General features: G+C 61.3%; 12 protein-coding genes. All 12 read left to right on the top strand.

What is annotated here, in order from left to right; genetic code table 11:
- Positions 1-65 precede the first annotated feature (65 nt).
- The 12 genes from GNP00_RS02100 (at position 66) to GNP00_RS02045 (ending at position 12,086) form a co-directional block, all read left to right on the top strand.
- Entirely contained in the window at positions 66-1,115 is a 1,050-nt protein-coding gene (locus tag GNP00_RS02100; RefSeq protein ID WP_011580469.1) for an enoyl-CoA hydratase/isomerase family protein, read from the top strand.
- A complete protein-coding gene (locus GNP00_RS02095; protein ID WP_011580470.1) occupies positions 1,112-1,537 on the top strand; it encodes a DUF6163 family protein in 426 nt (141 codons plus the stop codon). The genes GNP00_RS02100 and GNP00_RS02095 overlap by 4 nt, the downstream gene beginning before the upstream one ends.
- A 143-nt stretch (positions 1,538-1,680) precedes the next feature.
- Positions 1,681-2,196 carry a transcriptional regulator LdtR gene (gene ldtR, locus GNP00_RS02090; RefSeq protein WP_011580471.1) on the top strand — a complete coding sequence of 172 codons (516 nt, stop codon included), beginning with the start codon at positions 1,681-1,683 and terminating at the stop codon, positions 2,194-2,196.
- A gap of 305 nt (positions 2,197-2,501) precedes the next feature.
- Positions 2,502-3,761 carry a L,D-transpeptidase family protein gene (locus GNP00_RS02085; protein WP_011580472.1) on the top strand — a complete coding sequence of 420 codons (1,260 nt, stop codon included), beginning with the start codon at positions 2,502-2,504 and terminating at the stop codon, positions 3,759-3,761.
- A gap of 187 nt (positions 3,762-3,948) precedes the next feature.
- Positions 3,949-5,262, top strand: coding sequence for a serine hydroxymethyltransferase (gene glyA, locus GNP00_RS02080; protein WP_011580473.1), 1,314 nt, complete (start codon positions 3,949-3,951; stop codon positions 5,260-5,262).
- Positions 5,263-5,299: 37 nt separating this feature from the next.
- Positions 5,300-5,764, top strand: a complete 465-nt coding sequence (nrdR, locus tag GNP00_RS02075) for a transcriptional regulator NrdR (protein ID WP_011580474.1) — start codon at positions 5,300-5,302, stop codon at positions 5,762-5,764.
- 41 nt (positions 5,765-5,805) lie between these two features.
- A complete protein-coding gene (ribD, locus tag GNP00_RS02070; protein ID WP_011580475.1) occupies positions 5,806-6,918 on the top strand; it encodes a bifunctional diaminohydroxyphosphoribosylaminopyrimidine deaminase/5-amino-6-(5-phosphoribosylamino)uracil reductase RibD in 1,113 nt (370 codons plus the stop codon).
- Positions 6,918-7,532, top strand: a complete 615-nt coding sequence (locus tag GNP00_RS02065; protein WP_011580476.1) for a riboflavin synthase — start codon at positions 6,918-6,920, stop codon at positions 7,530-7,532. Before ribD ends, GNP00_RS02065 begins: the two co-directional genes overlap by 1 nt.
- A 24-nt stretch (positions 7,533-7,556) precedes the next feature.
- A complete protein-coding gene (gene ribH, locus GNP00_RS02060; protein WP_011580477.1) occupies positions 7,557-8,027 on the top strand; it encodes a 6,7-dimethyl-8-ribityllumazine synthase in 471 nt (156 codons plus the stop codon).
- Between the two features lie 3 nt (positions 8,028-8,030).
- A complete protein-coding gene (gene nusB / locus GNP00_RS02055) occupies positions 8,031-8,534 on the top strand; it encodes a transcription antitermination factor NusB (protein ID WP_011580478.1) in 504 nt (167 codons plus the stop codon).
- Positions 8,531-9,748, top strand: a complete 1,218-nt coding sequence (locus GNP00_RS02050; protein WP_011580479.1) for an MFS transporter — start codon at positions 8,531-8,533, stop codon at positions 9,746-9,748. Before nusB ends, GNP00_RS02050 begins: the two co-directional genes overlap by 4 nt.
- A 199-nt stretch (positions 9,749-9,947) precedes the next feature.
- Positions 9,948-12,086, top strand: coding sequence for a sodium-translocating pyrophosphatase (locus tag GNP00_RS02045; RefSeq protein ID WP_011580480.1), 2,139 nt, complete (start codon positions 9,948-9,950; stop codon positions 12,084-12,086).
- The last annotated feature ends 23 nt before the right edge of the window (positions 12,087-12,109 follow it).

Genomic DNA, 12,109 nt, shown 5'->3' with positions numbered 1-12,109 from the left:
GACGCGACTCGGCCTCACACCTAATCACCTCTTTATGGTAACCCGGTTTTGCGGGAGGAAGCGGTTTGGTCCAGGACATGAGCAGCGGCGGCGAGGTGCGTTTCGAGCGGCGCGGTGGAGCGGGTCTGATCGCGCTCAACCGGCCCTCGGCGCTGAATGCGCTGAACCACGGCATGATCCGGGCTCTGAGCCGGACGCTTTCGCAGTGGGAGGCGGACAGCTCCATTCGCTTCGTCGTCATCATGGGCGAGGGCAGGGCTTTTTCTGCAGGCGGAGATATTGTCGACGTCTATAGGGCCGGGCTCGCCGGCAAGGCATCTCCCGCCTTCTTCGCTGACGAATATCGGCTGAATGCCCATATCGCCCGCTTCGGCAAGCCATACATAGCCTTGATGGACGGCATTGTGATGGGCGGAGGGGTCGGCGTGTCCTGCCACGGTTCCCACCGGGTGATGACGGAAAAGGCAGTCTTCGCCATGCCGGAGGTTGGTATCGGCTTTTTCCCCGATGTGGGGGGCAGCTATCTGCTCTCGCGCCTGGGGGCCTACGGAATGTATCTCGCGCTTACCGGCAATCGGATCGGCCATGGCGAGGCCCTGCGAACCGGTATCGCAACCCACGCGGTGGATTCGGCCGATATGCCGGCCCTGCTTGAAAAGCTGGTCGAGGCGTCAGACCCGGACGAGGCGCTGGCCGGCTTCACGAAAGACGTTCCGGCCGGAGGCGATGAGGCGAGCTTTCACGCCATCGAGAAGCATTTTTCGCTGGGGAGCTTGGAGGATTGCATTCTGAGCCTCGAAACCGCCGCTGGCGAAGGGGACGATTTTGCGAGTGAGACACTTCGCACGATCCGAACGCGTTCGCCGACCAGCCTTCATGTGACCTTTCGCGCAGTAAGCTATGGCGCCATGCTCTCCATGGATGAATGCATGCGAATGGAGTTCAGGATCCTGAACCGTATGCTCAAAAACCATGATTTCTATGAAGGAATCCGCGCAGCTGTCATCGAAAAGACCAAGGACCCGGCCTGGAAGCCGACCTCCATTGACCAGGTTCAACCGGCGGCGGTCGAAGCCTTTTTCGCTCCTCTGCCCGAAGGAGAATTGGAACTGTGAGCGACGACGTCGCTACCCGGTTGCCCATCCGTCCATCTCCCTATGAGCATGCGTTGGAGTTGCTCCAGCGCGGCGTGGCGCTGGCTTGCCTGGTGGAAGGTGTAAGCTATTGGGTGCGGCTGCTCGGCTTTTTCGACGGTGCTGCCTGGCGCTTCGACCTGATGCCGTTTTATTGGCAAGCGGCTGCCGCGCCGCTGGCGGTGCTCTTTCCGTTTGCCGCGGTCGGGCTCTGGATGCTCGCATCCTGGGGACCTGTGGTGTGGTTTGTTTGCGCTGCCGCCGAGATAATTATGTATGGCGTTTTTCCCGAACTTTACGGGCGGCATTACCTGGTCCTTGCGCTCCACGCCTCAGTAGCGATCGGCTACGTCACGCTCCGCGTCCTCCTTCATTTGGACCGGAGGCGGATTAACCCAGGTTAACGTCTTTTTAGCCCTATATGCAGGCTTTCCAGTGTAATGCGTTGTTAAGCTTGGCGTTTAAGTCGAATTTTAGGTGCCCGCGATACGGTGGCCTCAGGTGAAAACAAAAAAACTCACCGGCGTCAAAACGAAAGGCACCACTCATGATCAACTCGCGATCCATGGCCCAGGACGGGTCTATTCATGAAGAGCGCGAAACGGGTCTGCGCTCGCTTTATCTGGAAGCGCTTCATCTCGTCGAGAAGCTGCACCGCCGACTTCTTGACGTTATCAAGGACGAGTTCGAGCGGCAGGGCCGCAGCGACATCAACGCGATCCAGGCATTGCTGCTCTTCAATATCGGCGACGCAGAGCTGACGGCGGGCGAGTTGCGCTCGCGCGGCTACTATCTGGGCTCGAATGTCTCCTACAATCTGAAGAAGCTCGTCGATATGGGTTTCATTCATCATCAGCGCTCGCGCGTCGACCGCCGCTCCGTCCGCATCAGCCTTACTCCCAAGGGGCAGGAAATCGCGGATGTCGTCTCGCGGCTTTATGACCGTCATATCGGCTCGATCGAGCAGGTTGGCGGCATCAAGGCGGAGGAATTCCTTCAGATGAACCGGGCCCTGCAGCGGCTCGATCGCTTCTGGAACGACACGATCGCATACCGCATGTAACCGGCTGCTTTTTTTGACGGCCGGGGGCGACCGGTTTTTGCGAACTGCGATTACGAATATGGCCGGCGCACCGAAAGGGGCGTCGGCTTTTTGATTGTTGCAGAAATAGCGCAGGGGCGAAGGAGTCGGCCGGCGCGTCACGTTAATAACACAATTGAACGAAATGAAGATTGCGCAACGCCAATGGGGGGACCGTCTCCACGATAATCCCGCGGAGCGACAAACTGCAATCTATTGGCGAAAAATTAACCCTGTGTCGGCGAGTTTCGGCTGCAGGCCATAGCCCTGAGTGTAAAGGATCGGAGATGAAGACCAGTCGCCGTATTTTCCTTGGTGGAGCGGGCGCTGCTGCTGCGGCGGCCTTCACGGGTGCTGCCAAGGCGCAGAACGCGTTCGATGCCATTATCAACGCTCCCCGCCGAGGTGTTTGGGACGATCAGTTCGACGCCCAGATCAGCAGCGGCAGGGATAGGGTCATCTCCTATCTCCCGGTTCTAAACCCGCAGACCGCGGTTCACGTCGAGCAGGCAATAGCCGGCTATTCCAACATCGTGGCAAGCGGCGGCTGGCCGCAGGTGCCGGCGACGAAGAAGCTGCAACTCGGTGTCATCGATCCTGATGTGGAGGCGCTTCGCCGCCGCCTGATGGTATCTGGGGATCTTTCGCCGCGGGCAGGCATGTCTCCCGCCTTCGATTCTTATGTTGATCAAGCCTTGAAGCGTTTTCAGGTTCGCCATGGCCTTCCCGCCGATGGCGTGACCGGGCGTTACACCTTCTCGGCGCTCAATGTTTCAGCGCCGGTCAGGCTTGGCCAACTCCAGACCAATCTTGGCCGCCTGCGCGAGATGACCTCGAAGCAGCTCGGAAACCGCTTCGTGATGGTCAACATCCCGGCTGCGCAGATTGAGGCGGTCGAGAATGGCCGGGTGGTATCGCGGCATACGGCCGTTGTCGGTAAGATCGATCGGCAGACGCCGGTCCTCAGCTCCAAGATCAACGAGATCATCCTCAATCCATATTGGAACGCGCCGGTCTCGATCGTGCGTAAGGACATCATTCCGCTGATGCGGAAGGATCCCAATTATCTCACCGACAACAATATCCGCATGATCGCGCCGGACGGTAGCGAAGTCGATCCGCTGACGATTGATTGGTCGACGGAAGAAGCCGCCAAGTACCGTTTCCGCCAGGATCCCGGCAAGATCAATGCCATGGCTTCGGTGAAGATCAATTTCCCGAACCAGCATGCGGTTTACATGCACGACACGCCGCAGCAGAGCCTGTTCCGCGATCAGGAGCGCTTCCATTCCTCCGGCTGCGTGCGGGTCCAGAACGTCCGCGATCTTGTGGCTTGGCTGCTGCGCGACACGCAAGGCTGGGACCGCCGGCGCATCGAGACCACGATTCAGAGCCAGGAAGACATTCACATCAACGTGGCGGACCCGGTGCCGGTGTACTTCGTCTACGTCTCCGCCTGGTCGACCGGCGACGGCGTCGTCCACTTCCGCGACGACATCTACGGTTTTGATGGTGCGGAGGAATTGCAGATTTCCACCGCGATCTGACGGCGAAGCACCAGCAATACCCTCAAGAAGACCGCCTTGATGGCGGTCTTTTTTTGTGCGTCCCGCAGGGGGCTTGCCGCAACATTTGGCCCACCTGCAAAAAATCCTCTCAAGGCGTGGTGACAAGCGCGGAAAAATGGTAATGCGCTGGCTCCGCCGATAGAGAGCCTCACAAAGGGTGATTGCAATGGCACAAGCATCGACCGTCGCGGCCGAGACCGAGACCTTTTTCTCCCGGCCGCTCGAGGAAACCGATTCCGAGATATTCTCGGCAATTCGCAGCGAACTCGGCCGCCAGCGGCATGAGATTGAGCTGATCGCCTCCGAAAATATCGTCTCGCGCGCAGTGCTCGAGGCGCAGGGTACGGTGCTCACCAACAAATATGCCGAGGGTTATCCGGGTAAGCGTTATTACGGCGGCTGCCAGTTCGTCGACGTGGTGGAGCAGCTTGCGATCGACCGCGCCAAGAAGCTTTTCAATTGCCAGTTTGCAAATGTGCAGCCCCATTCGGGCAGCCAGATGAACCAGGCGGTGTTCCTGGCGCTGCTCCAGCCGGGCGACACCTTCATGGGGCTCGACCTGAATTCGGGCGGCCACCTTACCCACGGCTCCCCCGTCAACATGTCGGGAAAGTGGTTCAACGTCGTTTCCTATGGCGTGCGCCGCGACGATAACCTCCTCGATATGGACGAGGTGGAGCGGCTCGCCACGGAGCACAAGCCGAAGCTGATCCTGGCCGGCGGCACGGCCTATTCGCGGATTTGGGACTGGAAGCGCTTCCGCGAAATCGCCGATAGCGTCGGCGCCTATCTGATGGTCGATATGGCGCATATCGCGGGCCTCGTGGCAGGCGGCGCGCATCCTTCTCCGCTGCCGCATGCGCATGTGGTCACCACGACGACGCACAAATCGCTGCGCGGCCCGCGCGGCGGCATGGTCCTCACCAATGACGAGGATATCGCCAAAAAGGTGAACTCCGCCGTGTTCCCGGGCCTGCAGGGCGGGCCGCTGATGCATGTGATTGCCGCCAAGGCGGTGGCGCTCGGCGAGGCGTTGCAGCCCGAATTCAAAGCCTATGCGCACCAGGTGGTGGCGAATGCCCGCGCGCTTGCGGCAAGCCTTCAGGAGACAGGGCTGGAGATCGTCTCCGGCGGCACGGACAATCACCTGATGCTGGTGGATCTCAGGCCCAAAAACGCCACGGGCAAGCGGGCGGAGGCCGCCCTTGGCCGCGCCAACATCACCTGCAACAAGAACGGCATTCCCTTTGATCCCGAGAAGCCCTTCGTGACCTCTGGCATCCGGCTTGGCACGCCCGCTGGCACCACGCGCGGCTTCGGCGTAGCCGAATTCAGCCAGATCGGCCAGCTTATCGCTGAGGTCCTGGATGGGCTGCGCGCCGTCAACTCCGACGATGGCAATATCGCCGTCGAGGAGGCGGTGAAGAAAAAGGTGATTGCCCTTACCGAACGTTTCCCGCTCTATTCATATCTGGACTGAGCGCTGAGAAGCGCGGGTTTGACGAGCGGAAGCTGAGATGCGCTGTCCCTATTGCCAGTCGGAAGACACCCAGGTGAAGGATTCGCGGCCCGCCGAAGATGGCGCCGCGATCCGCCGCCGCCGTGCCTGTCCCGTCTGCGGCGGCCGCTTCACCACCTTCGAGCGCGTGCAGCTGCGCGATCTGGTCGTGGTGAAGAGGACCGGCCGCAAGGTGCCTTTCGACCGCGATAAGCTGCATCGATCCTTCGAGATCGCGCTTAGGAAGCGTAATGTCGATCCTGATCGGGTTGAGCGTGCCGTAACCGGCATCGTGCGGCAGCTCGAAAGCTTCGGGGAGAACGAGATTAGTACGGACGATATCGGCCTGCTCGTCATGGAGGCGCTGAAGTCGCTCGACGACGTTGCCTATGTCCGCTACGCCTCGGTCTATCGGAATTTCCGCGAGGCGAAGGATTTCCAGGACGTGCTCGGCGAGCTGAGAGGCGAGCCGGAGCTGGAGTAGACGGGGTGAACACCCTAGATAGCCACATTGAGACGGTTTAGATGCCTAGCGCCCCAATTTCCGCGCACGACCGCCGCTTCATGGCGGCGGCGGTCCGGCTTTCGCGACGGCATCTCGGCCTGACCGGGGCCAACCCATCGGTAGGCTGCTTGATCGTGCGCGACGATGGCGAAGGGCCTTATATCGTTGGGCGCGCCGTTACCGCCATCGGCGGACGGCCCCACGCCGAGAGCCAGGCGCTTGAAGAGGCTGGCGAACTGGCGCGCGGCGCCACGGCCTATGTCACGCTCGAGCCATGCGCCCATCATGGCCGCACGCCGCCCTGTTCGCTGGCACTGATTGCTGCTGGCGTGGCGCGCGTGGTGGGCGCTGCTAGCGATCCGGACCTGCGGGTCAGCGGCAAAGGCTATTCGATGCTGCGCGCCGCCGGAATTGAAGTTGTCGAGGGGCTCCTGGCTGCCGAAGCGGCGGACCTTCTTGCGGGTTATCTCACCCGATCCACGAAGAAACGTCCTGAAGTGACTTTGAAGGTTGCTCTTTCTGCTGACATGAAAATCGGCCGCGAAGGGCAGGGGCAGGTCCGTATTACAGAGGCGATTGCCCGCCGGCAGGTTCATATGATGCGCGCCGAGGCCGATGCGATCCTGATCGGCAATGGCACCGCACTTGCCGACGATCCCTTACTCACCAGCCGTCTGCCGGGGCTGGAGGCGCGATCGCCCGCGCGCATTGTGCTGGACCGCCATTTGCGCCTGCCGCCGGACTCCGTACTCGTGAGTACGGCGCGCGAAGTGCCTCTTTTGGTGACGGCGGCTCAGGATGTCGACAGCGAGCGCCGGGCGGCGCTGGCGGCTGCCGGCGTGGAGCTCATTGGCGTGGAGGCCTTTGACGGCCACATCGCCTTGCCGGAATTTCTGGAGGATCTCGCCGCCCGAGGCATTTCGACGCTGATGGTCGAGGGCGGTGCCTTCACCGCCAGGGAGTTTCTGTCGGAAGACCTAGTGGATCGCTTGTGTCTTTTTGTCGGTCGGGGGAAAATCGGGGATGAAGGCATTGCCTCGCCGGTTGACCTCGACCATATCCCATCGGGTTTCGCCAAGCGGCGCGAGGCGCGCTTCGGCGAAGATCTCTATTTCGAATATGTGAGGGCGTAATGTTCACGGGCATCGTGACGGATGTGGGCGCGATTCAGCGCATTGTGCCGCTTCCCAAGGGGTTGCGGCTGCGGATCGGGACCAATTACGACCCGCAGAGCATCGATATCGGCGCATCAATCGCCTGTGCCGGCGTGTGCCTGACGGTTGTGGCCCTGCCCGAGGGCGGTTCGAACCAGCGTTGGTGCGAGGTAGAGGCATGGGATGAGGCCCTTCAACTCACGACCGTTTCCGAATGGCATGACGGCACGCGCATCAATTTGGAGCGCGCGCTAAAGATCGGCGACGAGCTGGGTGGACATATCGTCTCGGGCCATGTGGACGGCACGGCCACCATCGTCGAGCGCAGGGAAGAGGGCGAAGCCGTGCGCTTTGTGCTCGAAGCGCCGCGGGAACTCGCAAAATTCATCGCCCCCAAAGGCTCCGTAGCGCTGGACGGCACGTCTCTCACGGTGAACCGCGTCGATGGCAATCGTTTCAACGTGCTGCTTATCCATCATTCGCTCGACGTCACGACCTGGGGGGAGCGGCAGGTGGGTCAAAAGGTCAATCTTGAGGTCGATACCATGGCCCGCTACGCCGCGCGTCTTGCGGAGGCGGCGAAAGAGGCCTAATCGGCTGCTCTCCCGGAGATAAAGATGACAGACAAGACGAAACTCCTCATCGTCGAAGCGCGCTTTTACGATGACTTGGCCGATGGCCTGCTGAATTCCGCGAAGGAAGCCTTGGACGAGGCGGGCGCCTCCTTTGATCTCGTGACCGTCCCCGGCGCACTGGAGATCCCCGGGGCGATCGCTCTCGCGCATCAGGCTGCGCAGAAGAATGGCCGTCGCTATGACGGTTTTGTCGCGCTCGGCTGCGTCATTCGTGGTGAGACCTACCATTTCGAGATCGTTTCGAACGAATCGGCGCGCGGCCTCATGGACCTGACGGTGAAGGAGGGGCTTGCTATCGGCAACGGCATCCTCACGGTCGAGAATGAGGAGCAGGCTTGGGAGCGGGTGAAAGGCCGTCCCGAGACCGGGACAATCGAAGGAGCCGGGAAGGGGCGTGCGGCCGCCGAGGCCGCGCTTCGAATGATTGAACTCAAGAAACGCCTTGGAGCGTGAACCTTGACCACCCCCTCTAAAAGCCCTGCCGAAAACTTCCGCCCCGCCAACAAGCGCGGCGCCGCACGACTTGCTGCGGTGCAGGCGCTTTATCAAATGGATGTTGCGGGCACCGGTCTCCTCGAGACCACAGCCGAATATGAGGCTTTCCGGCTCGGCAAGGAGATCGACGGTGATCTCTACCGGGAAGCAGACGCGCAATGGTTCCGCGCGATCCTGTCCGGCGTCATCGAGAATCAGACCTTTATCGATCCGGTCATTCGCCAGTCGCTGACGGAGGATTGGCCGCTCTCACGCCTCGATTCGACGCTGCGTGCGATCCTGCGGGCCGGCGTCTATGAACTTTCAAAGCGCTCCGACGTGCCTGTCCCCGTCGTTGTCTCTGAATATATCGATATAGCCAAGGCATTCTACGGCGAGGAGGAAGAGCCTAAGCTGGTGAATGCCGTTCTCGACCGTGTGGCACGTCGGATGCGTGGCGAGGGCAAGGGCAAGGATCCTTCGTGACGGCTGAAGCGCTTTATCGTGAGGCGAAACGCACCGCGCTGATTCTCGCGGCTGCACAAGCGGTCGTCGGTGCGTCGGCACCCATAGCGATATCCATGGGCAGCCTCGCGGGAAGCTATCTGCTCGGCTCCGACAAGTCGCTCGCCACCGCGCCCCTCACCGGGTTCAACATCGGGGTCGCCCTTGCGACTCTTCCGGCAGCGATGCTTGCCGGGACGTTCGGCCGCCGGAACAGCTTCATTTCGGGCACCGGCGTTACCGCCATAGGAGGCGTCATCGCAGTAGTGGCATTGTTCCAGGCCAATTTTTGGCTTTTTGCCCTCGGTCTTCTGCTCGTGGGCGGTGGCAATGCGTTTCTTCAGCAATACCGCTTTGCGGCAGCCGACAATGCCCCGGCGGACTTCAAGCCGCGCGCCATTTCCTGGGTGCTTGGGGGAGGGGTGATCTCCGCCATTCTGGGGCCGCAGGTGGCAATCCACACGCGCGAACTCTTTGCGCCGGTGATGTTCGCCGGCGCTTTTGCCTCCATTGTCGGGCTTGCGGTGGTAGGTGGTTTAATCCTTTCGCTCCTGCGGCTCAGGAAGGATGAAGTCTCCGTAGCGGCTTGGCGCGAGGAAGATTCCGCCCGTCCATTGGGAGAGATCCTGTCGCGCCCGCGCTTCATCACCGCTCTTTTCTGCGGCGTCAGTTCCTTCGCGTTAATGAGTTTTGTGATGACCGGCGCGCCGCTCGCCATGGTGGGCTGCGGCTTTTCGCCGGACGAGGCGACGCTCGGCATTTCCTGGCACGTGCTTGCCATGTTCGCGCCGAGCTTCTTCACTGGAAATCTGATCGCGCGATTCGGCAAGGAGCCGATTGTTGCTGCCGGCCTCATTCTCCTGATCGGCTGCGGCTTGGTGGCGCTCTCCGGCATCGCGCTGTGGCAGTTCTGGCTGGCGCTCGTGCTGCTTGGCGTCGGCTGGAATTTCGGCTTCATCGGTGCGACCGCCATGGTGGCGGAGTGCTACCGCCCCTCCGAGAAGAACAAGGTGGAGGGCGTGCACGATTTCCTGCTGTTTTCCACCGTCGCCTTCGCTTCTTTCATGTCGGGCCGTGTCTATCACGGCTTTGGCTGGGAGATGCTGAACTGGGTGATCTTTCCGGTGGCGGGCCTGTGCCTGGTGATTCTGAGTGTTCTGGCCTTGCAGCGCAGAAGGACAGCCCGCCCGGCGTGAAACCGGGGCATATCGCTTCTGGCTGGGTGCGGCGTTTTGTCCTCATGTGCCTGCTGCGTATATTCGTCGCACGAAAACCTTGACGCAGACCGGCGTCTTTCACAAAGTCGCGCCCTGGGCTGCGGCATTTCTTCGCTGCGGCCTTTCTCCAGGCCCGGGGAGGGGTTCCGGCGGGCCGAAATCAAGGGATTGTTTTGGCATGACCATGCTTTACGTTGTCATCGCCTGCGGCCTGCTTTCTGTCCTTTATGCCATCTGGGCTACACAATCGGTGCTCGCCGCCGATCAGGGCAATGCACGCATGCAGGAAATCGCCGGTGCCATTCGGGAGGGCGCACAGGCTTATCTCACTCGGCAATATACGACCATCGCCATTGTCGGTGTCGTCGTTTTCCTCCTTGCCTGGTGGCTGCTGAATGCCGCCGCGGCGATCGGTTTTCTCATCGGTGCCGTGCTCTCGGGGGCTGCCGGCTTCATCGGCATGCATGTTTCCGTCCGCGCCAATGTGCGCACGGCGCAGGCGGCCTCGAACAGTCTTTCCGCCGGGCTCGAGATCGCCTTCAAATCGGGCGCCATCACCGGCATGCTTGTGGCTGGTCTCGCGCTGCTCGGCGTCTCCGTCTATTATTGGGTGCTGATCGGCCCCATGGGCTACGGGCCTGCGGATCGCGGCGTTATCGACGCGCTGGTTGCGCTTGGGTTCGGCGCCTCCCTCATCTCCATTTTCGCCCGTCTGGGCGGCGGCATCTTCACCAAGGGTGCCGATGTTGGTGGCGACCTTGTGGGCAAGGTGGAAGCGGGCATTCCGGAAGACGATCCGCGCAATCCGGCTACCATCGCCGACAATGTCGGTGACAATGTGGGTGACTGCGCCGGCATGGCTGCCGACCTGTTCGAGACCTATGCGGTGACGGTCGTTGCCACCATGGTTCTTGGCGCCATTTTCTTCGGCGGAAGCGAGATTTTGGGGAGCGTGATGCTCTACCCGCTCGCCATATGCGGCGCCTGCATCATCACATCCATCATCGGCACCTTCTTCGTGAAGCTTGGCACGAACAACTCCATTATGGGCGCGCTCTACAGGGGTTTGATCGTAACCGGCCTGCTCACGATCCTCGGCATCGGTGCCGCCACGTCGCTTACGGTGGGATGGGGCGACCTCGGAACAGTCAACGGCATCACCGTCAACGGCACGAGCCTGTTCGTCTGCGGCCTGATCGGCCTCGTCGTGACCGGCCTGATCGTGGTGATTACGGAATACTACACCGGCACCAACAAGCGCCCGGTGAATTCGATCGCGCAGGCCTCCGTCACGGGCCACGGCACGAATGTGATCCAGGGGCTTGCGGTGTCGCTGGAAGCGACCGCGCTTCCCGCCATCGTGATCGTGGGCGGCATTATCGCCACCTACCAGCTCGGCGGCCTTTACGGCACGGCGATTGCCGTCACCACCATGCTTGGGCTCGCCGGCATGATCGTGGCGCTCGACGCTTTCGGTCCGGTGACGGACAATGCCGGCGGCATCGCCGAAATGTCGGGCCTGCCGCCTGAGGTGCGCCAGTCCACCGATGCGCTCGATGCTGTCGGCAACACCACCAAGGCGGTGACCAAGGGTTATGCGATCGGCTCGGCAGGTCTCGGCGCGCTGGTTCTTTTCGCGGCCTATTCCTACGACCTGCAATATTTTGCCGCCAATGCGACCGAGTTCCCCTATTTCGCGGATATCGGCGACATCTCCTTCTCCCTGTCCAACCCCTATGTGGTGGCCGGCCTGATTTTCGGCGGCCTCATCCCCTATCTCTTCGGCGGTATCGCCATGACGGCGGTGGGGCGTGCTGCGGGGTCGATCGTGGAAGAGGTGCGCAAGCAGTTCCGCGACGATCCCGGCATCATGCAGGGTACGAGCAAACCAAACTACGCGCGCGCCGTGGATATGCTCACAAAGGCGGCGATCCGCGAAATGATCATTCCGTCATTGCTGCCGGTGCTGGCGCCGCTGGTCGTTTATTTCGGCGTGCTGCTCATTTCAGGCTCGAAGGCCTCGGCCTTCGCTGCGCTCGGTGCCTCGCTCCTGGGCGTGATCGTCAACGGCCTCTTCGTCGCCATCTCCATGACTTCGGGCGGCGGCGCATGGGACAACGCCAAAAAGAGCTTCGAGGACGGTTTCGTCGACAAGGACGGTGTGAAGCACATGAAGGGGTCCGACGCCCATAAAGCATCGGTGACGGGCGACACCGTGGGCGATCCTTACAAGGACACCGCCGGCCCCGCCGTGAATCCGGCCATCAAGATCACCAACATCATGGCATTGCTGCTGCTCGCCGTACTCGCGCACTAGCGCTTTAGGCAAAGAGCATCAAA

This window comes from Chelativorans multitrophicus (assembly GCF_011317445.1).
Lineage (GTDB): Bacteria > Pseudomonadota > Alphaproteobacteria > Rhizobiales > Rhizobiaceae > Chelativorans > Chelativorans multitrophicus.
Note: the sequence above shows the minus strand (reverse complement) of the source record. Positions and strands in the feature narration are given on the sequence as shown.